This window comes from Sporolactobacillus sp. Y61, from assembly GCF_040529185.1.
Classification (GTDB): domain Bacteria; phylum Bacillota; class Bacilli; order Bacillales; family Sporolactobacillaceae; genus Sporolactobacillus.
In genome coordinates, this window is the sequence record NZ_CP159510.1 from 975,540 (window position 1) to 999,619 (window position 24,080).

20 protein-coding genes and 2 pseudogenes are annotated in these 24,080 nt (G+C 50.4%); 15 read left to right on the plus strand and 7 right to left on the minus strand.

What is annotated here, in order from left to right:
• Positions 1 to 33 precede the first annotated feature (33 nt).
• From ABNN70_RS04820 to ABNN70_RS04830, 3 genes and pseudogenes are all read left to right on the plus strand, one after another.
• Entirely contained in the window at positions 34 to 816 is a 783-nt protein-coding gene (locus ABNN70_RS04820) for a PHP domain-containing protein (RefSeq protein ID WP_353948909.1), read from the plus strand.
• A gap of 84 nt (positions 817 to 900) precedes the next feature.
• Positions 901 to 2,186 (plus strand): annotated as a pseudogene (locus tag ABNN70_RS04825) (HD domain-containing protein).
• A 69-nt stretch (positions 2,187 to 2,255) separates the two neighbouring features.
• On the plus strand, positions 2,256 to 2,789 hold the full coding sequence (locus ABNN70_RS04830; RefSeq protein WP_353948910.1) for a hypothetical protein: 534 nt from the start codon (positions 2,256 to 2,258) through the stop codon (positions 2,787 to 2,789).
• Positions 2,790 to 2,920: 131 nt separating this feature from the next.
• Here the strand turns inward: ABNN70_RS04830 and ABNN70_RS04835 are convergent, their stop codons facing one another.
• From ABNN70_RS04835 to ABNN70_RS04850, 4 genes are all read right to left on the minus strand, one after another.
• A complete protein-coding gene (locus ABNN70_RS04835) occupies positions 2,921 to 3,226 on the minus strand; it encodes a hypothetical protein (RefSeq protein WP_353948911.1) in 306 nt (101 codons plus the stop codon).
• Positions 3,227 to 3,239: 13 nt separating this feature from the next.
• A complete protein-coding gene (locus tag ABNN70_RS04840; protein WP_353948912.1) occupies positions 3,240 to 4,436 on the minus strand; it encodes a glutathione synthase in 1,197 nt (398 codons plus the stop codon).
• 159 nt (positions 4,437 to 4,595) lie between these two features.
• Positions 4,596 to 4,826 (minus strand): PC4/YdbC family ssDNA-binding protein, encoded by a 231-nt coding sequence (locus tag ABNN70_RS04845; RefSeq protein WP_129928431.1) that lies wholly within the window; start codon positions 4,824 to 4,826, stop codon positions 4,596 to 4,598.
• 36 nt (positions 4,827 to 4,862) lie between these two features.
• Entirely contained in the window at positions 4,863 to 5,039 is a 177-nt protein-coding gene (locus ABNN70_RS04850) for a hypothetical protein (RefSeq protein ID WP_240697234.1), read from the minus strand.
• A 524-nt stretch (positions 5,040 to 5,563) separates the two neighbouring features.
• Here ABNN70_RS04850 and ABNN70_RS04855 point away from each other — a divergent pair.
• A complete protein-coding gene (locus ABNN70_RS04855; RefSeq protein ID WP_129928429.1) occupies positions 5,564 to 6,142 on the plus strand; it encodes a zinc ribbon domain-containing protein in 579 nt (192 codons plus the stop codon).
• Positions 6,143 to 6,293: 151 nt separating this feature from the next.
• On the plus strand, positions 6,294 to 6,821 hold the full coding sequence (locus ABNN70_RS04860; RefSeq protein WP_353949381.1) for a YwhD family protein: 528 nt from the start codon (positions 6,294 to 6,296) through the stop codon (positions 6,819 to 6,821).
• 658 nt (positions 6,822 to 7,479) lie between these two features.
• Here the strand turns inward: ABNN70_RS04860 and ABNN70_RS04865 are convergent.
• On the minus strand, positions 7,480 to 9,525 hold the full coding sequence (locus ABNN70_RS04865; protein WP_129928428.1) for a PBP1A family penicillin-binding protein: 2,046 nt from the start codon (positions 9,523 to 9,525) through the stop codon (positions 7,480 to 7,482).
• A gap of 232 nt (positions 9,526 to 9,757) precedes the next feature.
• Between ABNN70_RS04865 and ABNN70_RS04870 the strand changes: the two genes are divergently transcribed.
• Both ABNN70_RS04870 and argS read left to right on the plus strand, forming a co-directional pair.
• Positions 9,758 to 10,165, plus strand: a complete 408-nt coding sequence (locus tag ABNN70_RS04870) for a DUF1934 domain-containing protein (RefSeq protein ID WP_353948913.1) — start codon at positions 9,758 to 9,760, stop codon at positions 10,163 to 10,165.
• A 183-nt stretch (positions 10,166 to 10,348) separates the two neighbouring features.
• A complete protein-coding gene (argS, locus tag ABNN70_RS04875; protein ID WP_353948914.1) occupies positions 10,349 to 12,019 on the plus strand; it encodes an arginine--tRNA ligase in 1,671 nt (556 codons plus the stop codon).
• Between the two features lie 53 nt (positions 12,020 to 12,072).
• Here the strand turns inward: argS and ABNN70_RS04880 are convergent, their stop codons facing one another.
• Together ABNN70_RS04880 and ABNN70_RS04885 are read right to left on the minus strand one after the other, a co-directional pair.
• A complete protein-coding gene (locus ABNN70_RS04880) occupies positions 12,073 to 13,281 on the minus strand; it encodes a phospholipase D-like domain-containing protein (RefSeq protein WP_353948915.1) in 1,209 nt (402 codons plus the stop codon).
• A 284-nt stretch (positions 13,282 to 13,565) separates the two neighbouring features.
• Positions 13,566 to 14,999: a hypothetical protein gene (locus tag ABNN70_RS04885; RefSeq protein ID WP_353948916.1), complete on the minus strand. Its 1,434-nt coding sequence runs from the start codon at positions 14,997 to 14,999 to the stop codon at positions 13,566 to 13,568.
• Between the two features lie 359 nt (positions 15,000 to 15,358).
• Here ABNN70_RS04885 and rpoE point away from each other — a divergent pair, with 359 nt between their 5' ends.
• The 8 genes and pseudogenes from rpoE to ABNN70_RS04925 all read left to right on the plus strand — a co-directional run bounded on the left by rpoE (position 15,359) and on the right by ABNN70_RS04925 (position 24,058).
• A complete protein-coding gene (gene rpoE, locus ABNN70_RS04890) occupies positions 15,359 to 15,826 on the plus strand; it encodes a DNA-directed RNA polymerase subunit delta (RefSeq protein WP_353948917.1) in 468 nt (155 codons plus the stop codon).
• Between the two features lie 372 nt (positions 15,827 to 16,198).
• On the plus strand, positions 16,199 to 17,797 hold the full coding sequence (locus ABNN70_RS04895) for a CTP synthase (RefSeq protein ID WP_353948918.1): 1,599 nt from the start codon (positions 16,199 to 16,201) through the stop codon (positions 17,795 to 17,797).
• 136 nt (positions 17,798 to 17,933) lie between these two features.
• Positions 17,934 to 18,319: pseudogene (locus ABNN70_RS04900) on the plus strand (response regulator).
• Between the two features lie 207 nt (positions 18,320 to 18,526).
• Entirely contained in the window at positions 18,527 to 19,822 is a 1,296-nt protein-coding gene (locus ABNN70_RS04905; protein WP_129928616.1) for a UDP-N-acetylglucosamine 1-carboxyvinyltransferase, read from the plus strand.
• 247 nt (positions 19,823 to 20,069) lie between these two features.
• Positions 20,070 to 20,876, plus strand: coding sequence for a zinc ribbon domain-containing protein (locus ABNN70_RS04910; protein WP_353948919.1), 807 nt, complete (start codon positions 20,070 to 20,072; stop codon positions 20,874 to 20,876).
• Positions 20,877 to 21,348: 472 nt separating this feature from the next.
• Positions 21,349 to 22,623 (plus strand): transcription termination factor Rho, encoded by a 1,275-nt coding sequence (gene rho / locus ABNN70_RS04915; RefSeq protein WP_129928419.1) that lies wholly within the window; start codon positions 21,349 to 21,351, stop codon positions 22,621 to 22,623.
• Positions 22,624 to 22,784: 161 nt separating this feature from the next.
• The gene (locus ABNN70_RS04920) at positions 22,785 to 23,030 is read left to right on the plus strand and encodes a type B 50S ribosomal protein L31 (protein ID WP_129928418.1); all 246 of its coding nucleotides are present in this window, start codon (positions 22,785 to 22,787) and stop codon (positions 23,028 to 23,030) included.
• A 455-nt stretch (positions 23,031 to 23,485) separates the two neighbouring features.
• Complete coding sequence (locus ABNN70_RS04925) at positions 23,486 to 24,058, plus strand: thymidine kinase (protein WP_353948920.1); 573 nt, start codon at positions 23,486 to 23,488, stop codon at positions 24,056 to 24,058.
• Positions 24,059 to 24,080 lie beyond the last annotated feature (22 nt).

Sequence of the window (24,080 nt, forward strand, 5' to 3'; positions counted from 1 at the left end):
CAATAAAGGAAATCACGTATAAGGAGCACACTTATGCCGTTTGATACGCATAATCATACACAGTTCTCGTTTGATGCGGATATGCAGCTTGAAGAAGCACGGAACAAAGCCGCTCAGCAGGGCCTGAACCTGATTCTGACGGAGCATTATGATCTGAATGAGCGTCAGGAAGACGGGTCGCCCGTCACTTTTCCGATTGAAGACTATTTCAGCACCTACGCTCCGTACCGGGGAGATCACCTGCTGCTCGGGATCGAACTCGGGCTGGATGATCGCGACAGTTATATCAAGCGCAACCGGGAAATTGCTGAACATCATCCGTTCGACATGGTCATCGGATCGGTCCACAATATCCGCGACTATGATATATGTTCCGACGAGAGCAGAAATTTTCTCTCCAAGCCGGATTTTTTTGCCCATTATCTCATCTATGCCGAGCACACCATTCATAAAAATCCCTATATCGACACATTCGCGCATATCGATTACCCGTGCCGCTACCTCAGCTATTCGGACAACGTTCTGCGTTACGGGGATTTTCCTGTTCTGATCGATAACTTTCTGTATGCCCTGATTCACCGGGACATTTGTCTTGAAATCAATCTGCGTCTGCTTGATCAGGAGGCTTTCCGCTCGGGCTTTTCCGGGATCGCCCGCCGTTATCAGGAACTCGGAGGAAAGTATGTGACCATCGGCGGGGACAATCATACGCCGGAAACCATTGGGGAAAAATATAAGCTCGGCCGGGATTTGGCCCGCGCATGCGGGCTTCAGCCGGTTTACTTTAAAAACCGGAAGAGGGTCATTGACGACTGAACACCGTTTTCATTTTGATGCAAAAAAGCTATAATGAGGAACAGAACACCCGGGATCGCCCGGAGAATATCGGGATGTGGTCTTTTGACCCAATTTGAAAAACTCAATGAAGAGAAAGTATTTAAAGACCCGGTCCACCGCTATATCCACGTACGGGAGCGGCTGATCTGGGATCTGATCGGCACACCTGAGTTTCAGCGACTGCGGCGGATCCGTCAGCTTGGCACAACCTTTCTGACTTTTCACGGAGCAGAACACAGCCGTTTCGGCCATTCACTTGGTGTTTATGAGATTGCCCGGCGCGTAATCGGTATTTTCAAAAATAGAGGCGACTGGGATGACGGCGAGACCATGATTGCACTCTGCGCCGCACTTCTGCACGACGTCGGCCACGGCCCGTTTTCCCATTCCTTTGAAAAGGTCTTCGGAACCAACCATGAACAGTTCACACAGGCGATCATTCTCGGGGACACGGAAATTCACCGCCTGCTCGAAGGGGCAGAAGGCGGCCTTCCGGAGAAGGTGGCTGATGTGATTGGTCATACGTATAAAAACCGGATGGTCGTCAGTCTGATTTCCAGCCAGATTGATGCTGACCGGATGGATTATCTCCTGCGGGATGCCTATTTTACCGGTGTCAGCTACGGACACTTTGATATGGAGCGGATCTGGCGGGTCATGCGGCCGGGAGACAGTCAGATTGTCTTTAAATCGAGCGGGATGCACGCGGTGGAGGACTATATCATGAGCCGCTATCAGATGTACTGGCAGGTCTACTTTCACCCGGTGACGCGCAGTGCGGAAGTCATTCTGACGAAGATTCTCCATCGGGCCAGAATACTGTATCAAAAGGGATTTCAGTTCAAACATGTTCCCGTTCCGCTGATTTCACTTTTTGAAGGGCACATGACGCTCCGTGATTATCTCAGACTTGATGAGTCGGTGATGATGTATTATTTTCAGGTCTGGCAGGATGAGGCGGATCCGATACTCAGTGACCTCTGCAGCCGTTTTATGAACCGGCGTCTGTTCAAATATGTCCAGCTGTCCAAAGACAGTTTGTCCGCTGGTGAAGAACTGACTGAGGCGTTTCGGGCGGCAGGTATTGATCCGGAATATTATCTCGAAGTCGATTCTTCATCAGACTGTCCGTATGACTTTTACCGCCCGGGAAAAGAAGAAGAACGCCTTCCAATCCAGCTGCTGATGCCGGACGGGAGCCTGCATGAGCTCTCCCGTGAATCGGAAGTCGTACGCGCAATCACGGGGAAAGGCGGACGGATCATAAACTATATTATCCGAAAGACAGAGTGCTCGCTCTGCCGGATTCCGCCTGGAAAAAGAAAATCTGCGGACTTTTACATATCTGAAAGCGCCGGAGACGTATCCTGGACTTTCAGGATCAATGAATCAGACAGGTGATTTTGGGGGAATGAACAATGTTGGAAGATCATGCGAAAATTGCTGCCCTGATTGATCAGGCGGGTGTGATGCCCGGTCGTAAAAAATTGCAGAAAATCGTTTACATATTGCAGAAACTGGGTTTCCCATTTTACGAAACCTATCATTTTCAATTTTACGGCCCCTATTCGGACGAGCTGTCCATGCAGCTGGAGGAACTGTGCGACTTCGGATTCGTCCTTGAGGAAGGTCGATCAGGCAGCGAGTCAACGCCCGGCTATCGTCTGTCCGAGGCAGGGGAAGGGTTTCTGTATCACTATAAGCACATTCTTCCGGATGTGAAAGACGATGTGGAAAAACTGGTTTCCGAGCGTACGGATTTTCTGGAACTCGTATCCACACTTCTTTATTTTGACCACCTGCCCCGGAAACGTGCGGCGGAAAAAGCGCGTACCGTCATCGGGGCATCCGGACCGGAAGAGGTCAATTGCGCCTATACGTATATTTCAGAGCTCTATGCTGAATGCCAGGCCAGTCCTCAGGCATCGGGACTGACGGGTCATTCATTCTGACCGGAATCATGATGACCCTGTCTGTCAGGTGCGCTTCATCGTGATTTTTTGGTTACGGTGTGCATCGCCTGCTGCAGCTCACAGGCGAGTTGACGACGCCCGCTAAAAGGGGACATCCTTCACTTTTTGCATCACGCGCTGTTCCATTTGTGGTAATAGAAAATCAGGACGGCGATGCCGCCTATAACAACGAAAGCGAAAACGACACCTGTCAGTACGTGGATAAAGTGGAGGGAAAAGGGAAGAAGACAGGCAAGGATGCCTGTCAGAATAAAGAATCGTCCGGCTGCCCGGGCGAGTTTATGCCGATCGCCGTGGAATTGTTTTTCATTGAAAAAAGTCAGCAGCTGCAGCTCTTCTTTCTTCCAGATCACAAGTCCGAAGAAAATCAGATAAGCGGCTGCAAGGGTGCAGATGAACAGTCCGGCAACAAGCAATGAAAGCGCCTCCTCAGGAACATATATCTTCCATCTTATGAATAAAGGTATTTTTCAGCCTGCGGGCCAGGTTAAGCCCCGTTTCTCCCCTCTGAAAACGTGTGATCAGGCGCTCAGCATAGCGCTTTTGCGGATTACGCCACCGCTTTTTCGCCACGTCCAGAGCGTGGAGATAACCTTCAGGAAGCGTCAGACTTCGGGCAAAGCTGCCAAGTCGCTCAAATACCCGGTCGATTTCGCTCTTCAAGGGTTCACTTACGTCCATCAGTGCCGCCTGATCAGCCAGTGCATCTGCTTTTTTCTGAGCATCCTGATCAAAAGCTTCGTCCTCCGCATTGGCCGCCCATATGAGAAAAAGATGCATCAGATAGAGATCATCCAGACTGATACCGGACGGGTAAAAGGGATTCAGGTCCGGGATGCGCAGTTCGATTCGTGTGGCCTCAGGTTCCTCATCCGGATTTTCGAACCCTCTGCCCTTGATCCGAACCTGATGATACAGTTCACGCGGCCCCTCAATTTTTCCTTCTCTGATTGCCTCCAAAAGAGAGGCGAGATAAGCTTTGGCATCGCTGTAATCGGGATGGATCACTTCAGTATTTCGATACCCGTGCGCGCTCAGGCGGACAGACCGGTACATCGCGTCAGGCTTCCGCCCGGGACTTGCCGCCAGCAGATGGATAAGAAAGAACCGGTAACGCATCGCCTGCGCGGCCAGATGCAGATAGAAATGGTTTTTCTCACCGGCCGTTTTACCGGAAAGTCCGTCAAAGGAGCAGTTAAAATGCAGACCGCAGTATAATTGTTTGTAGCGCCCGTATTTTTTTGCCAGGTAATACCGGTAGTCGGTTTTATCCCGTCCTTCCGGTCCGAAGTTGGCCACAGGAATCTGATTTTCCGGTGGGAGTTCGGCAGGCGGGTTACTGAGCGGCCAGAGCAGTTCCGGGCCGAGACCGCGACAGACCTTCTGCGTGAGGCAGTCCAGCTGCGACTGGGCCTCATGCAGGGAAGAGGTGACGGGTGTCACCAGTTCCAGCTGGCTCTCGGAAAAATCGGTCGTAATTTGGGGATGGGTCAGTTTATTACCAAACGCACGGGGATGCGGAGTCAGTGCCAGTGTTCCGTCGGGATTGATCCTCAGATTTTCCCGTTCCAGTCCAAAATGTCCCTGCCATGGCGCAATACAATCGGTCTGACAATCAGCGGACATGCGTCATCACCCCTTAACTTATCGTTTGTTAATCTGAGTGTATCGGAATGTCTGCCGGAATTCAATGATCGTGATTCGGGTTGGCTCGTTTTCACGGAACAGCAGCGCCCCGGGCAAAAAAATGAACGCTTCGTCTTTATGACAGAGCGTTCATCCTTTTCATTGATCCAGTTCTTCCATATGATTCAGGAGCCGCTTCAACGCCTTCAGTTCATCAAGCGTCAGGGTGATACCCTTACCCATCTTCTGCCCGTCCGGTGCCCAGTCGCGAAGATCATATTTCGGCGGGCGTCCGTTCCAGCTGATCACATTCAGCTGCTTTTCCCAGCCTTTCGGTGACTGAGATACGGTCCCGATATTTTTTACAATGTTATAGTCGATACCTGCCATACATTTCCCTCCTGCTGATGTCTGACTGCGTGCCGCTCAGGCGACGACGAAATGCTCATGGAACCAGGAATCTCCGGTCAGAATATCTGTGCCGTCGGCGATAACGTGCGGCTCGCCTTCCTCGTCCTGAGTCAGCAGATGCCCTTCGCCGTCCTGATCTGCCATATAAAAATGATCTTTTCTGAACAGGAGCCTTTCCTCGAGCAGATCCATGGCAGGGCTTCCTGTTTCCCCGTAAACATTTTTAATGCATCGGATCAAAATCATCTTCAGTGAATCCCCCAGACAGATTGATTGCTAATACAAGAATAAGCGTTGACGGGCTGTTTGGCAATGGTTCAGGCTTTTTTGCGAATGTGACCGGACAGGCCGTTTGCCGGCAGCCATAAAACAGACCCCGGTCAGGCATACGCCACGCGCCAGGAATAAATCTCAGAATCTGCTGAAAAGGGTTCAAAAGAACCGGGATTATCGATATAATGATGATTAATGCTGGTGATGGTTTATTTTTACATAAAAGGAATATCCGGTAAATACATAATGAATATCTGGCCATCGATATTCGCAAGGGGAAGGCAGGTGATCTCTTTGTCCAAAATGCGGTGATCCGGTTGATGGAAAATGGCGGTGCCGATTTCTGGAGGATCATTCAGGAAAGTCTGAAGGCTGATTAAAGAAGACTCAGCTGAATAAGTACGTTGATCATTGGATGTTAAAACAGAAAAGAGGTAAGAACAATGGCTGAAAATTTTTGCCGTAACTGCGGCTCAAAATGTGAACCGGGTCAGAAGTTCTGTACCCGTTGCGGACAAAGACTCGCTGAACCGGCTGAAACAGTGACAACCGGTCGGGCTGCCCGCTCAGAAGATCAGAGTCGTTCTGTTACAGAATTTGTGAAGAGAAACCGGAAATGGATCATCCCCTGCGTCATTCTTGCGGTAGTCGCCTTTTTCTTCTTCCGCCAGATGCCGGATAACAGTCCGTCCGGTGTGACCGGACAATTTCTTGAATATGCCAGAGCCGGTAAATATAATGATGCAGAAAAGCAGATTGCGGAAATAACGATTCTTGATCTTAAGGATAACAATCAATACAGTAGAGAAAAAATGACTGCGACACTGTACGAACTCGTTCATGAGGGGACAGCCGAGATCAAAAATATCCGTATTGTCCGCGAGCAGAAATCATCTGATACGAAATATGCCGGTGTCCTGGCTGCCCTCACCTTTGATGATGGGACAAAAAGGCAGCTGGGCTTTGAATTGATAAAAGAAAAAGGAAAGTGGAAGATCGATCATTTTAGTATCAGCAGATGAGAAAAAGAAGGATCGTCATGCTGCCGGCAGCCTGTGCCGGCTTTTTTTGCTGTTACCCGGAAGTATCTCGAGGGTATCTCTAATGCGGTTGAGCCGGTAAATATGATAAAATGAGACTGATTAAAGTGTGAGCTATATCACTTTTGAGAGGGTGAACGGAGTGGATATTTTCAGTCAGGATCCGAAAAAATCGGGATTTAATATTATAAAAGGCGACGCGACAAAGGGTCATGGCGGGTTCGGTGCGGGACTGGTCAATCTCGATAATATGTCGCCGGTGATCATCGATGTCGAAGCGGGGACGGCACGGGTTGATATGGGCGCACTGCACGCCCGCAGTGATGTCGAGCGAAGGATCCGTTTCACGGGCGATAAGGCCGATCTGCAGGGCGGCGGGAAAAAATACTGGCTGATCTGGGTCAATACAGAAGTGACAAAAGACGGCCCGCACTACGAGGGTGCCGCTGCAGCAGAAATGATCATTAACCGCGAGATCAGACGCGGCTATAAGCTCCTCGCTGACCATGTGAACAAAATGGGCCAGGCGTTGAAAGGAAAAGTCGTCCTGGATGAAATGGATACCCCTTCAAAAAAAGTACTGCGAACCTTCCTCGAGAAGATTGATCCCGGACAATGGGCACGTGCCAACCCCGAACTGAAAGCGCATCTGGGCAATTAAAAATGTAGGACCCTTCCTGAAAAAGAGGCTTTCCTGTCCGGAAAGCCTCAATCAAAGGTAGTTGCCCCCCCATCTGGTGACCGCAGCGCGCAGTGTGTGCGTGCGTGGCTGAAAAGCTGTGAGGACCGGCTGAATTCATGAGCACACTGGCTGAATCATTGCATGGATCGGCTGAAAACGTGCGTGATCCGGCTGAATCCATCAGCACACTGGCTGAAAAACCGGGTGAACTGGCTGAATCATCATGAGTATACCGGCTAAAAACCTGCGTGGCTGAAAAACTGTGAGGACTGGCTGAATTCATGAGCACACTGGCTGAATCACTGCATGGATCGGCTGAAAACCTGCGTGATCCGGCTGAATTCATAGGCACACTGGCTGAAAAACCGTGTGAACTGGCTGAATCATCATGAGTATACCGGCTAAAAACCTGCGTGGCTGAATTCATGAGCATACCGGCTGAATTCATGAGCGTACTGGCTGAAAAACCACGGTAGTCGGCTGAATCATCGCGTGATCCGGCTGAATTCATGAGCATATCGGCTGAAAAACCGGACAAATCGGCTGAATCCCGCCCAACCGCCCCAACGCCCCAAAACGCAGCGCGCCTCTGCACCGGGCCAGTATTCTGTTATTCCGGCGCATCGCGCATGCCTGTTCAGCGCCACCACTGGAACAGATGCTCAAATAAGCTTTTTTTCTCCACTTTTTTCTTCTTTCCCTGTTCTTTGTGGCGCTCCTTGCCGTCGCAATAGGTTGTCGGTTCTGTACCTTTGACAAACCAGGTAGGCCGGCCGGGGCATGTCCCGCCGGCACGTAATCCGGTTTTTGGATCGATGCTGACGCTGACGACGCCCTTGGGCGGATCGAAACTGTTCCGCGGCTGGCCATCCAGCGCGCTCTGCATGAAATGCGACCAGATGTCTTTGGCATAACCGGTTTCCGGATAGGTGCTGATCGTTTTCCCCTTGTCATAGCCGACCCAGACCGCACTGACCAGCTCCGGCGTGAATCCGGCCATCCAGCTGTCGGAAGAGGTCGACCCGGTTTTTGCGGCGATTTTATGTGTCAGCTGCCCGGCCACCTGCGCGCCGGTCACTTTCGTATAGCCGTTGAGCCGCTTATCGAAAATTCCGGTCATCATCTGTGACAGAACAAAAGAAGTCTGACGGTTCAGTACCTGCCTGTGTTCCGGCAGCCAGGCATAGAGCACCTTTCCTTCCCGGTCGGTCACTTTGGTCACAAGTGCCGGCCGGATCCGCGCTCCTTCATTTGCCAGAGTGGCATAGGACCGTGCCATCTCGATGACACTGACCGGCCGGGATCCGAGTGCGAGCGACGGGATGGCGGCGAGCGGACTGGTGATACCCGCACGCCGGGCGGCGGCAATCATTTTTTCCATACCGATCGCAAGGTGCGTTTTTACAGCAAAAACATTATCGGACAGCGCGAGGGCCTGAGCCATCGTGATCGGCCCATTCGCATAATACCCGCCAAAGTTGTCCGGCGCATACGTTCTCCGCCCGTCATCGTATGTAAAGGATGTCGGCTCACTCTTCAGCAGTGTAGCCGGAGTAAACCCGTTCCGCAGTGCCGCATAATAGAGAAACGGTTTCATTGCAGACCCTGGTGTCCGTCTGGCGGTTACCGCGCGGTTAAATGGACTCTCTTTATAGTGACGCCCTCCTACCATGGCCACGACCCCGCCTGTTTTCGGATCCATGGCAATGAGTGCCGTCTGGATCGCCGATTGCTCCGGAATGGTTTTCTTAACCCAGTATTCGGCCGATTGCTGCGTCTCTGCATCGAGCGTCGTATAGACGTTCAGCCCGCCTGAATCGAGTTCTTTCGTCGTAAAATGCAGTTTCTCAGTCAACTCTTTACGTACGGCATCCTGGAAATAAGGGGCTGGTCGATCAGCCGGTTTCCGTTCACCATCCGCCAGATGCAGATCCGCCCGATAGGCGGCATCTGCCCGTTCTTTAGAGAGGAATCCGCTGTCGACCATCGTCTTCAGCACCACGCGCTGCCGTTCTTTTGCTTTGTGATAATTGAGAAAAGGGGAAAAGACGCCCGGCCCGTTCGGAATTCCGGCGATCATACTGGATTCGGCAAGCGAGAGATCCCCCGCTTTTTTATTAAAATAGATTTTCGCAGCGGCTTCGATGCCATAGGCCCCGTGCCCATAATAGATTGTGTTCAGGTACCCTTCGAGAATTTTCTTTTTCGGCTCATTCATTTCAAGACGGAGGGTGTAAAAAACTTCAGCGACTTTGCGCAGCCACGTTTTTTCATTCGTCAGGAACAGGTTCTTCGCATATTGCATCGTAATGGTGCTCGCTCCCTGTTTCTTGGACAGGGTACGCAGATCGATCAGTGCCGAGGCGGCAATACGCTTCAGATCGAACCCGTTATGGTGAAAAAAGTGCCGGTCTTCAATGGCCAGAGTCGCCAGTTTCACCGATGGCGACATACGGTCGATTGCTACCCATTGCCGGTTAGCGCTCTCCCATTTGCCAATCAGTTTGCCGCGATTGTCATAAAATGTCGCCGGAGCCGAGGCGGGAAAATCCATCGGCCCTGCCAGTTTCGCAGCAAGAACAAGGAGACCGGCCGCAGCAAGTGTGGCGCAGATCACTGCACCGCCAAGCTGCGCCAGGCGAAACGCCGGACTTCTTTTCCGTACCCAGGAGATAAAACGCATCGGCAGCACCTCCTCATGGACTATTCTGCTATCCAGTATGGTTCAGCCCCCCTTTTTATAAACATGGTCTGGAAAACGCATCAGCAGGTAAAAATGATGAAGGCGGCCGGCCACAGGTCTTTTTAACAGATTTATGCGAAAAAAGGCGGATTAGCCTTGCCCGGAGCTGTCCAATATTTTATAGTTATATGAGTATGGAAAAGTGCGGTTTTATTTCGCAGGAGGCCAGAGCGTGACGTCTCAAGAGATTGAAATTGAATGGGTCAGCCGGATACCCGGCAGCCGCAGCCCGCTTCGCATGTCGCTTCGTGGCCGGCTGAAAGAGGGAACGGATGGCTTTTATCTGACATACCGTGCAGAAGGCGCTTCACAATATATCATTAAGTTTACGAAGGGTGAAGCACTGATCAGGCGCAGAGGTCAGTATCCGCTGAGGCAGCCGCTGAAGCTTGGAAAAAGCCTGCACGGGAAGCTTGGGACACCGTCTGGCAACCTGGCTACGGAAGCGGCTGCTGAAAGCATCACGGCGACCTGGAGTCCGGAGTCCGGATCCGGCGCAGCCGGTCTGGTCTACCGGCTGAACATTCAGGGAGAAGATGCCGGGACCTTCCGGATCACATGGAGCTTTATGCGATTATAATGTTTCAGGCTGACTGGAGCGGAAGGGCGCGGGACGCCTGCAGGCAGCGAGCCGGGGCTCTGGAATCCATATATTGGAAGCCTACAAATCGGCCGCGGAAAATAGGCAATGAAAAGTAGCAGAAGTGATAAAGACAGCCCGCCGTCTGAGGCGGTTCTGTATGTATTTTTTGGAGGGTAAAACATGGCAATTGTCGAACAGGTCAAAGAACAATTGAAAGAAGAAATAAAACAGGCCGTGCTGAAAGCAGGCCTTGCATCTGAAGAGCAGATTCCGGACATCGTGCTGGAAGTGCCAAAGGATAAAGCACACGGCGATTTTGCGACGAATATGGCGATGCAGCTGGCCCGGATCGCCAAGATGGCACCACGAAAAATCGCCGGCGAACTGGTCGCCCATTTTGACAGGAAGAAAGGCCATATCCGCAAAATTGAGGTGGCAGGGCCGGGCTTTATCAACTTTTTCCTTGATAATCAGTATCTGACGGATCTGATTCCGGCGATTATCAAAGCGGGGGATGCCTACGGCGCTTCGGGCAGCGGTGGCGGTGAGAAAGTGCTTGTTGAGTTTGTTTCGGCGAACCCGACCGGCAGCCTGCATCTCGGTCATGCGCGCGGCGCGGCGGTCGGTGATACGCTCTGTAAACTGCTGAACAAAGCCGGCTACAGGGCCAGTGCGGAATACTATATTAATGATGGTGGCAATCAGATCACGAATCTCGCTGTTTCTCTTGAGGCACGCTACCTGCAGGCGCTTGGGAAAAATGCCGAAATTCCTGAAAACGGCTACCATGGCAGGGATATAATCGAACTCGCCGATCAGCTCGTGGAGAAATATGGCGGCACGCTTGAAGCAAAACCGAAAGAAGAACGCCTGCGTTTCTTCCGCAACTTTGGTGTGGATCATCTGATGCGGGGCATCAGGAAGGATCTGGCCGACTTCCGGGTGACGTTCGATCGCTGGTATTCGGAGCGTTCACTGTATGAAACACACAAAGTTGAAGCGGCACTGGACATGCTGAAGGATAAAGGGGAAACATTTGAAAAGGACAATGCCGTCTGGCTGAAGACCTCGGAACACGGAGACGACAAAGACCGCGTGCTGATTAAATCAGACGGTACCTATACCTACTTTACCCCGGATATTTCCTATCATAAAGATAAGTTTGACCGCGGGTTTGACCGCCTGATCGACGTACTCGGTGCCGATCACCACGGGTATGTCCCGAGAATGAAGGCCGCGCTGGCCGAACTTGGCTATGATCCCGATAAGCTGAATGTACAGATTATTCAGCTCGTCAACCTGTTTAAGAACGGGGAAAAGGTTAAGATGAGCAAGCGAACCGGTAAAGCGGTAACGATGCGTGAACTGATGGAAGACGTCGGCGTCGATGCCGCACGTTATTTCTTTGCCATGCGGAGTGCGGACACGCATCTGGACTTTGATCTGGATCTTGCAATTTCCCGTTCCAACGAAAATCCGGTTTATTATGTTCAGTATGCTTTTGCAAGAATCACGAGTATGTTGAAACGGGCGGAAGCCCTCGATACAAAGCCCTCTGAGTCGATCGATCTGAGCTTACTGTCCGGCGAAAAGGAAATTGATCTGCTGAAGCAGCTCGGTGAGTTCCCGTCGGTGGTTGCGGGCAGTGCGGCAAAACTTGCGATTCAGCATATCCCGTCGTATCTGTTTGATCTCGCATCGAAACTTCACAGCTTTTATAATGCGGAAAAAGTACTTGATGAGACGAACATGCCGCTCAGTAAAGCTCGTGTCGCTCTGATGAAGGCCGTGCGGATAACATTAAAAAATGGTATGGATCTGATCGGTGTTCATGCGCCGGATCAAATGTAATCTGAAAAAATCCGGCGTTCCCTCGAAACTGTGGGAACGCCGGATTTTCTATTTCACAGGAAAAAACTGAACCAGGCGGAACAGATGGTTTTCAGTTTCTCGATTGGTGAACGGTTCCGTACCTTTGCGGCGTCCACCTCTACCGAAAAGTTGCGGATCTCCCGCTGCAGCTGATCGAGAACATTGCGGACAATCACCGGATCGTCGGTAAATCCGGACAGTTCATCATTCAGGAAAAAGCTCCGCTGGTCGAAATTTGTGGTACCGATATAGGCCAGCTTTCGATCGACAACAAAGGCTTTGGAATGGAAAAAGCCCTGATAAAAATGAAAGAGTCCGGCTCCTTTTTCAATAAGTGGCTGAAGGTAGTGGAAAGATGCCGGCCGGACCAGTGCATGATCCCGTTTCATCGGTAATAATATCGTCAGTTTTACGCCATGCTCAAGGCGATCCATGAGTACGTCCATCAGTTTCCGACTCGGGATAAAGTAAGGGGAACCGATTATAATCGACTCGCGCGCGGCTGCCAGCTTTTCAGCAAAAATCGTTTCAATCTGCTTCCCGTCTGTTGCAATCAGAACCAGCTTCGACGGTCCTTTTTCATGTTTGGGGAAGAAAGCGCGCCGGTCCGCTACGCTGCCGCCTGAACGGCGCCAGTCTTCGAGAAACCGGCGCTGCAGTTCAGCCACACTCTCTCCCACAACTTTCAGATGGTTATCATGCCATGGCCCCTTCTCAGGAGTCTGGCCGAGGTAGTCACGACTGACATTGAAACCGCCGAAATAACCGACCCTGCCGTCAATGACCGCTATCTTACGGTGATTGCGCCGGTTCAGCGCGTAAACGGTGAAGGGAAATCCGACTTTGCCGGAGAAGGCCAGCTGAACCCCGGCACGTGCCAGTTCCGCCTTTTTGGACCGCAGTTTGAAAGCCGCAAGGAAGTCAACAAGCAGCCGAACCTCAACGCCTTCTGCCGCTTTCTTCTTCAGCAGGTCCAGCCATTGCCTGCCGACGTTGTCTGCCTCAAAAATAAAGAAAGATAAATGGATATGATCTTTCGCTTCACTGATTTCCCGAAGCATGTCATGGAACAGTTCCCGCCCCTGTGTAAAGTAAAGCAGCCGGTTCTGTCCTGATACTGCTTTCCGTTCCGGGAGTTTCGGATGTCTGACCTTCAGGCCGGTGACAATGTCAAGTAATGCGCCGGCAATCAGCAGCAGAATAATCAGCAGAATAGTTATACCGGTCCAGAGCAGGTTCATGCGTATGTCCCCTTGTGTTTCCGGAAGCCTTTCCGGAGAGTGTATACTCATAATATATCCTGATTTCAGTAATGTATAGATTTCCGGCGCATTTCATTCAGATCGGCTGATTAGGCGGGTCCGGCTGAAACAGACGGAGGAACAGCTGAATGAAGGGGCCCGGCCGGATAACTGATGCCTACCTGAAGAAAAACGAAGTCGCAGGCGCTGCAGCTTTGTTGTCCTCTTTTTCCCAAAAAAACCGGTCCCGAAAGGCACTGATAGCCCTTTTTTACCCGAATGCGTTACCAGATCACGACCGCAATCAGCGTCGATACGATTAACCCGGCCATCACCGGGATGAAATTTTTTCTGACGAGGTCAACAGGCGAGACGCGGCAGAATGCAGCAATGGCAACAAGCGATGACCAGGCAACAATCGTGCCGCCCCCGCTCCAGATGGCTCCCATCTGACCCACAGCCGCAAGAGCCGTTCCGTCAATCTGTGTGGTGGCCAGGGCGGCGGACAGTCCGCCGACCAGCGGCAGACCGGAGAAGCCGGAACCGTCCAGTCCGGTAATGAGACCCACAATCAGAATGACTGCGGCAACAAGAAATCCGCTTTGCGGGATATTATCCTGAACGGATTGTATAAGATCAAAGAGAAAGTCCGGAGCTTCCTGCGTATTCGATAAGATCTTGCCTGAGAAATCCGAACTGCCGAGGAGAAAGAATCCCGAGATCGGGATGACAGGTCCCATGGCCCGGAAGGAGAAAATAAATCCATCCGTCAGGTGCTGGCTGATTTTGTCAAACGCATCTATACCCCAGACCGGTATGCAGGTCAGGATCAGCAGAATCACCGCAACACCGCCGATAAAGGCTGCACCTTCTCCCCCTTCCATGCTGCTGCCTGAGTTCGGCAACAGTTTTGTCGCAAACATGTAGCACATAATGGCAAGCAGGGTCAGGGGAACAAGGATGGCAAAAATCCGCGACCATTTTTCTTTTCCTGAAGGGATTACGGAGGGGCCACTGCCTTTACGAGCGCCCGGACCATGGATATCGGCCGGTTCATCGACGGTATGCTGCTGACCGGCGGGCTGGATGCTCTTGCGGAACATCAGGTAAGCGGTCAGCAGGGCAACCGCACCTGTAATCAGCGACAGAATCATCGCCCGGTCAGCCACCAGGCTAACGTCCAGCCCCGCCGATTTTGCGGTCAGCGCCGGTGCGGCCTGCATGATATAATCAGAAGACAGGGCCATGCCCTGGCCGGCGATTGAAACAGTCATCGCTACTGCCATCCGGGGCAGCCCGGCTTTCACCGCAGCAGGAAGCAGCAACGTGCAAATCAGCGGGACAGCCGGTGTCGGCCAGAAGAAAAGAGAGATCATATAGGTTGCAATGATCAGCATCAGAAAGGACAAATGGCCGTTCTTCATCACTTTTCGGATGGGAGCAATCATCTTCTGATCTGCCCCCAGGTCCCCGAGAGACTTTAGCAAGGCCATCATCAGTGTGATAATCAGAAAGATGTGGAACAGCTCCTGCGCGGCCACCAGGCTGGCATTGAATGTGGCTTTCAACCCATCGATAACAGAGGAATGATAGACGGAGGCAACGAAAAAGGTCCCGATCAGGGTGGGCATAACAATTCCCCTGCGACAGATCATAATCACGATAATGACCAGGGTGGAAAGAGCATACAGCCAGTGGGTCAGTGATAATCCGGACATGTGAACAACCCTTTCTATTCAGATTGACACGCTTGCAACTGTCTGTGGTTTAAAGGACACGATCCTCTATGAAAGGGCGAGAGGGTCATGATATTTCAGATATCATATGCAGGAGATGGAAAAAAGGTCATTCGCCTGTTTGACAGGGCGCAAGAGCATTCACAGCGGGGAAAACGCTCACCTGCTGAGACCGGCAGAAAAAACCGGGGAAAACCGGATACCTGTTTTTCAGCCCCCGGGCTTGCTTTTCAAATAAATACGGATTATTGTATGTAGTGTATAACTTTTCACGCGCGGAGCCTGTATTCTTTACAGGAACCTGGCAGGTGCCCGGATGCGGGCAATGGACGAAAGAAAGGATGTTTTCAGTGGGAGAACATGTAGCTGAGAAGTCGAAAGTAGATCAACTGTATGATATATTGGCGGCAGCTAAAGAACCGAAAAGCTTTTATGAAATGACAGATCAGATTCTTAAAAGGGATGAAGTCGAGGCCGATCACGGTGAATCGCTCGCACGTCTGTACACAACGCTTACTTTGGACGGCCGGTTTCTGAATGTCGGACATAATTTATGGGCGCTGCGTAACTGGTATCCGATCGATCAGCGTGAAGACGATGTGGCCAAGACGCTGGGTGACGAACAGTACAAGAAGAATAAAATCGCTGAAGACGGATTCGATGACTACGATGAAGATAACGACGATGAAGATGAAGATGATTCTGATGATGTGGATGACACGGATGAAGAGGATTATGGTGATCAGGATGATGATGATGTCCGCCGGATCAAAAAAAATGCCATCGATATGAATAAGGATAACGAATAACCTCTCAGGTCCTTACAGAAACCGGAAAAAATCTACTTGATTCATCTGGTCAAGTTTGTTAGAATTGCAAAGGGCTAATTATAGACCGTTTTGGAAAAAGAGCGGGCCCTCCCGAAAAGGAGCGGCAGCGCTTTTCTTTTTTTATAGCTGTTGGAACGTACAGTAAAGGCAACTGAGGCTCAACCGCGATCTTTTTATACTTGATAAAAGGATCAATTTTTGTGGGAAAAAGTTCAGAAAACAAAGTCTCTGGCGTTGCCTGCGACTGACCAGTCGGCAGGATTTTCTTTAAATTTAATCATGATTTCATATATTATCCGGGTGCAAAGGCTTCGCCTGACCGAATGGTGTGATAAGGGGGATTTGTGAACGATGACAAAGTATATCTTTGTAACCGGCGGTGTGGTGTCATCGCTTGGGAAAGGAATTACGGCTGCTTCCCTTGGCCGGCTGCTGAAAAACAGGGGATTGAAAGTAACCATTCAGAAATTTGATCCATACATCAATGTCGATCCGGGCACGATGAGCCCGTATCAGCACGGCGAAGTATTCGTCACCGACGACGGAGCTGAGACGGACCTTGATCTTGGCCATTACGAGCGGTTCATCGACATTAATCTGAATAAAAACAGCAATGTGACAACAGGAAAAATTTATTCATCCGTATTGAAAAAGGAACGCCGCGGCGATTACCTCGGACGGACGGTGCAGGTTATCCCCCATATCACGAATGAAATCAAGGATCGCGTGTTTCGGGCCGGGAAGACCACCAATTCCGATGTTGTGATAACGGAAATCGGCGGTACGGTCGGCGATATCGAGAGCCTTCCGTTTCTTGAAGCCATCCGGCAGATCAAAAGTTCCGTTGGCGTCGACAATGTCCTTTATCTCCACTGTACGCTGATCCCGTATCTCAGAGCGGCCGGCGAAATGAAGACGAAGCCGACTCAGCACAGTGTAAAGGAACTGCGCAGCCTCGGTATTCAGCCGAATGTCATTGTCGTTCGTACGGAACTCCCGGTGCCGCAGGAAATGAAAGACAAAATCGCTCTTTTCTGCGACATTGACAAAGAAGCGGTGATCGAGGCACGGGATGCGGAAACGCTGTATGAGGTACCACTGCAGCTGCAGGAGCAGCATCTTGATGATATCGTCTGCGAAAAGCTTCATTTGCCGGCAGGTGATGCGAATATGACCGAATGGCATGATCTCGTTGACAAAGTGCTGCATCCGAAAAATGAGGTAAAAATCGGCCTTGTCGGGAAATATGTAGAACTTCAGGATGCCTATATCTCTGTCGTTGAAGCGCTCAAACACGGGGGATACAATTTTGATACCGAAGTGCATGTCACCTATATCAATTCAGAAGATCTGCTCCCGGATAATGTCGAGAGCCGTCTGAAGGATGTCAGCGGCATTATTGTTCCCGGCGGATTCGGCGATCGCGGCATCGAAGGCAAGATTCTTGCGATCAAATACGCGCGTGAGCACAAGGTTCCCTTCTTCGGCATCTGTCTCGGCATGCAGCTGGCTTCGATCGAATTTGCCCGCAACGTGCTGGGCCTGAGCGGTGCGGATTCAGCGGAATTCAATGCACATGCAGAAGATCCGATTATCGACCTTCTGCCGGAACAGCAGGATGTAGAAGATCTCGGCGGCACGCAGCGTCTCGGTCTCTATCCGTGCAAGCTTCGCAAGGGTACATTAGCCTATGGCGCTTACAACAAGGAAATCATCTACCAGCGGCATCGTCACCGCTATGAATTTAACAACCAGTACCGCAGTGCGATGAAGGAAAAAGGGATTGTCTTCTCAGGCCTCAGTCCTGATAATCGTCTCGTTGAAATGATTGAACTGAAGGGGCATCCGTGGTTCGTGGCCTGCCAGTTCCATCCGGAATTTAAATCGCGCCCGACGCGGCCGGAGCCGCTGTTCCGCGAATTTATTCATGCATCACTGAAAAACAAATAAAGGACAGATCAGTAAAGGGCCGGATGCTGTGCATCCGGTTTTTCTTTTTTCAACAGGCAGGAAAAGCAGGTTTCCGCGAAGAACCCTTTTAGAAGACAGACATGGCCGCCCAGGAATAGCATCAGGAGGGATCGAGATGGATCACGTTGATTCGGAACCATCCGGGGAAATATTGATTGTTGATGACGAGCCCGGCATTCGCCTTTTACTCAGCGAATGTATCAAAAAAGAAGGCTTCCGGCCGATTGTGGCTGGAAACGGCAGACAGGCCCTTGAAGTGGTCCGGAAACAGTATCCGGATCTGGTTCTGCTTGATATGAATATCCCGGGATAAATGGGGCAGACGCACTGAGGGAAATAAAAAGGATAAATTCCGACATTAAAGTGATGATTATGACGGCTTATACGGATAAAAAGATGATCAGTCAATTAATCGGAGAAGGGGCAATCACCTGTTTTACCAAACCGTTCGACCTTGCCGAACTGATGGCAGCGATCAGGCATGAAGTGACTCTGGCGTGAACCGGCTGATTGAGGTTCAGCCGGGGGCTTTTTTATGTTATACTATATAGGGTTATCAGCATCGTCCGAAACGCATTTTACTGATCAGACAGAGCTGTTCATGGGACCGGCACAGGTGATACATAAACCGGCTTTATGCCAGATGCACGCCTCCCCGGGGAAGAACAGGGGGATACGTGCAAAATGGGAAAGGAAAGTAGACAGATTATGGACAAATTACTTATTGAAGGCGGTCACCAGCTTACCGGGACCGTTCAGATAAGCGGTGCCAAAAACAGTGCGGTTGCACTGATTCCCGCCACCATTCTAGCCAATTCTCCGGTCACCATTGATCAGCTTCCGGATATATCAGATGTCCGTACGCTCTGCAGACTGCTTCGCGAAATTGGTGGGAAGATCTCTTTTCAGAATCATACGCTGACTGTCGATCCGCGTGACATGGTCGATATGCCTCTGCCCAACGGAGCCGTGAAAAAACTGCGCGCCTCCTACTATCTGATGGGAGCGATGCTTGGACGGTTCCACAAAGCAGTGATCGGATTGCCGGGCGGATGTAACCTTGGTCCGCGTCCGATCGACCAGCACATCAAGGGCTTTGAAGCGCTCGGCGCGAAAGTGACCAATGAGCGCGGGGCCATCTATCTCCGGGCGGAACGACTGCACGGTGCCCGGATCTACCTGGACGTCGTCAGTGTCGGTGCGACAATCAATATCATGCTTGCCGCTGTCTGCGCTGAAGGCAAAACGATTATCGAAAACGTGGCCAAGGAGCCTGAAATTATTGATGTAGCGACCCTTCTGACAAGTATGGGAGCGAAAATTAAGGGTGCCGGTACCGATGTCATACGTATAGAAGGCGTGCGTGAACTTCACGGATGCCGCCATATGATTATTCCCGACCGCATTGAAGCGGGCACCTTCATGATCATCGGTGCGGCAGTCGGTCGTGAACTGCTGATTGATAACGTCATCCCTCAGCATGTCGAATCTCTCACGGCGAAGCTCCGTGAAATGGGTGCGGACGTGCAGACCGGTGAGGACCAGATGCTCGTATCGAAAAGCAAGGGACCGCTCAAGGCGGTGGATGTCAAAACGCTGGTTTATCCCGGATTCCCGACGGACCTGCAGCAGCCGATTACCTCTCTCCTGACCCAGGCAGAGGGAACAAGCATCATTACCGATACGATTTACGGCGCCCGATTTAAACATATCGATGAACTGCGCCGGATGGGGGCGGATGTCAAACTTGAAGGGCGTTCAGCGATCCTCACCGGTATCACGAGCCTTCAGGGTGCGAAAGTCAGAGCCACTGATCTGCGTGCCGGCGCGTCGTTAATTGTTGCCGGTCTGATGGCAGACGGCATAACAGAAATCAGCGGTGTGGAGCATGTTGACCGCGGATACGATCATATTATGGAAAAACTGAGCAGCATTGGCGCACACGTCTGGCGTGAGCATGCCGATGAATCTGAAATACGCGAGAACATCAGAGAGCAGGAGTAATGGTAAGGGCCGAGCCCTTGCCTGAACAGCAAACAAACAGGAACAGGTAAAGAAGATTCCGGTAAACGGAATCTTCTTTTTGCGCGGAAGCGATGGACAGCCGCCCGGCGAATCCCGCTGTCGGCATTTATGGGGAAATTTTCAAACTATGATTGATTTTCAATAGGTTTATATTTACAATGATAGAGTCTATTTATTTTTCGCAGTTATTTATAAATTAAATAAGTCTTGATGTGGGGGTTACACTATGAAATGTCCGAATTGTGGACGGGAAAATGATGACGACAGTAAATTCTGCACACACTGCGGGACGCCGCTGCAGGCAGCACAGCAGACAGCCGCGACGGGTCACAGCGCGAGCAGCAATCGGGCAGCAACCGGAGATCAGATTAACGCTGCCGCCAGCAAGGGGAAAAAAATCGCGAAAAGTTACTGGGGATTCCTGATCCGGACTCTGAAACATCCGGTTAACGCATCCTACGAAGAGACCAGTCGCTTATACGGCTATATCAGCATGGTGCTTTACTCTTTCTTCTTTTCGCTCGGTATTGTCCTCCTGACACGGAACGCAGCTTCAAGCACTCTGGGTTATTTTGGCTCTTCTGATGTTCCGCTGCCTAATATGACAGGGATGTTTTTTAAACTGCTTTTCACGGCAGGATTCTTTATTTTCGTTACAGCGCTGGTTGTCTTTGCCATTGTCCATCTGATTTTTAAAACGAACACGCCGTTTCACACCTTCGTCAGTCAGTTTATGGGGCAGGCAACACTCAGTGTCTTTGTCATGGCTCTGTTTTTCCTGCTGGAACTGGTACATATCAATAATTTCTTATCATTCGTGCTGCTCTATGCCGGGATCTTCCTGCTGTTCATACCGGAAACCTCTATAGCCTTTACCTGTAAATCGAATGACCGGTTCGACCGGATTTATACGTATCTGATCACCCTTATCCTGACCGGTATTGCGCAGACGATCTATCTTGTTATTGTCGGCATGTCGATGATACAGTCCATTGTTGAGGAACTGGAGCGTTTCAATCCCATGGGATTCTGATCTTACCTGACGGGCCGCCTGATGATCGGAGAGGAAATGATCCTCTCTGATTTTTTTATCTCTCAGGAAGTGCAAAAAAGGATGAGAAAAACAAAACTCCGGCTGCCGGCCGGAACGTTTTTTTCACCATTTTCTCTGTTCAGGCATTTTTATGTACTAATAGTTGATTTAATGGGTATAATATGCTACAAATAACTTGAGTAAAGGAATAACAGATTATTTGTCATATGGGATTAAATCACGCACTCTTCAATCATGAATCACCAGCTCGCCTGCTCCTCAGCAGGCATAACTCAATTAATTTAAGCTCCTGCCTTTTCTCCAAAGCAAATCTTAACATCCGCTATAGTGAATGAAATGGTATAGTCTCTCAGACAGGACGGTCATGCACGCGGACCGAACCCGGCTTCTCAACATCATCTATCAGACAGTACAGGTATGAAAAATAAATATTAAGAAATGTGGTGCAAGGATGGCAATTACACTGGCAGAATTGGAAAATATGAAACTTAAAGAATTATATCAGCAGGCTAAACTGCACAAAGTTTCCTATTACAGCAAGCTTACAAAAAGGGAACTGATTTTTTCGATCCTGAAAAAAGAAGCGGAAAGTGACGGTCTGTCGTTAATGGAAGGTGTGCTGGATATCATCCCGACGGAAGGATTCGGCTTTTTAAGGCCAATCAATTATTCGCCAAGCTCGGAAGATATCTACATCTCCGCCTCGCAGATTCGCAGGTTTGACCTGCGTAACGGTGATAAAGTGACCGGAAAAGTACGGCCGCCGAAGGAAAACGAACGTTATTTCGGACTGCTTCGTGTGGAAGCGGTCAACGGAGAAAATCCGGATATGGCCAGGGAACGTGTTCACTTTCCGGCTCTGACCCCGCTCTATCCCAACCGTCATATGGTTCTTGAAACCTCAAAAGAAAATTTTTCCACACGGATTATTGATATGATCGCTCCGGTCGGTTTTGGCCAGCGCGGGCTGATCGTCGCCCCGCCGAAAGCCGGGAAAACGACCCTGCTGAAAGAAGTTGCGGGCAGTATCACCTTTAATTATCCGGACGTCGACCTGATTGTCCTGCTCGTTGATGAACGTCCTGAAGAAGTCACGGACATTGAACGTTCGGTAAAAGGCGACGTCGTCAGCTCAACTTTTGATGAAGTACCGGAGAACCATGTCAAAGTTTCGGAACTTGTTCTCGAACGTGCGATGCGCCTCGTCGAACAGAAACATGATGTCGTTATTCTGATGGACAGCATCACCCGGCTCGCCCGGGCCTATAACCTCGTGATTCCGCCCAGCGGCCGGACGCTCTCCGGCGGTATTGATCCTGCCGCCCTTCACAAACCGAAGAAATTCTTCGGGGCTGCGCGCAATATCGAAGAAGGCGGCAGCCTGACCATTCTTGCCACCGCGCTGATTGATACCGGTTCACGGATGGACGACGTGATCTATGAAGAATTCAAGGGTACAGGTAACATGGAACTGCATCTTGACCGCCGTCTTGCTGAACGGCGGATCTTCCCGGCCATTGACATTCGCCGCTCCAGCACGCGTAAAGAGGAACTGATTGTCGACCGGGAGCATCTGGATAATCTGTGGACTATGCGCAAGACGATGGATGAATCCCCTGAATTCGTTGAGAACTTCTACAAACGAATCAAATCAACCAAAAATAATCAGGAATTTTTCGATCTGTTTGAAAAAGAGAAAAACGGACTCGCACACTCACAAAACTGACAGCGGTAAGTACAGGAAAAATGTGAGGAAGGGCCGCCGAACCCATCCTCATCTCAAACGTCAGCTTGCAAATTGCTTATCCGGCTGATATAATACTCGTTGTGCATAATGAACTGACTCTGGTTTGGAAGATTAATCAGGGCGCAAAGGAGATGAATGAATTGAAACCAGGTATCCATCCCGACTATCATAAGGTTGTATTTATGGATTCAAGTACCGGTTTTAAGTTTTTGAGCGGATCAACCAAAACATCCAATCAGACAGTTAAATGGGAAGACGGTAACGAATACCCGCTAATCACTGTCGAAGTAAGTTCCGACTCACATCCATTCTACACAGGCCGCCAGAAATTCGCAGACAAAGGCGGACGTGTCGATCGGTTTAAACGGAAATACAATATCAAATAAGTTGCTCCGGAAAAGAAACGGCACTTTTCGCTGCCCGGCGGAATCAGCCGTTTTTATTTGCCCGATTTATGAAAAAGATGAATCTGCAGGCAGGATCTCCTGTCTGCTTTTTGTATAGGTACTTCCGGAAGCCGGACAGTCGGTCCGAATCCGGAAAAAGTCGGACCGAATCCGGAAAAAGTCGGTCCGAACCACAGAAAAGTCGGACCGAATCTTCGGAAAAAGTTGATCCGAATCTTCGGAAAAAGTTGGTCCAAATCCGGAAAAAGTTGATCCGAATTCCTGAAAAGTTGATCCCAATCCGGAAAAAGTCGGTCCGAATCACAGAAAAGTTGGTCCAAATCCGGAAAAAGTCGGTCCGAACCACAGAAAAGTTGGTCCAAATCCGGAAAAAGTCGGTCCGAATCACAGAAAAGTCGGACCGAATCCGGTACAGAGAAAGGAAAATGCATGCGATGGCACAGCTCTTTTTTAAATATGGTGCGATGAACAGTGGAAAATCAATAGAGATTATTAAAGTAGCTCATAATTATGAGGAGCAGGGGAAGTCGGTCCTGCTGTTTACCTCAGGTCTGGATGACAGGGAGGAGGTAGGATCGATCTCCAGCCGGATCGGGTTTAAACGCCCGGCTATTCCTGTTTTTCAAGAAACAGATATTTACCGTATCGTAGCCGATTATCAGCCGCGGCCGCACTGCGTCCTTGTCGATGAAGCGCAATTTCTGACCAAAGCGCACGTCCTTCAGCTTGCCCGGATTGTCGATGATTGCCACATTCCGGTCATGGGTTTCGGGCTGAAAAATGATTTTCGCAATGAACTGTTCGAAGGCAGTAAATATCTCCTGATCTATGCCGACAAGATAGAGGAAATGAAGACGATCTGCTGGTTCTGTGAACGGAAGGCGACGATGAATCTGCGGATTGACAAAGACGGCAAGCCCATTTACGAAGGAGAACAGATCCAGATCGGCGGTAACGAAAGCTACTATCCGGTTTGCCGTCACTGCTACGCTCATCCGCCGATCTGACGGTATCCCCGCTCTTTGACGG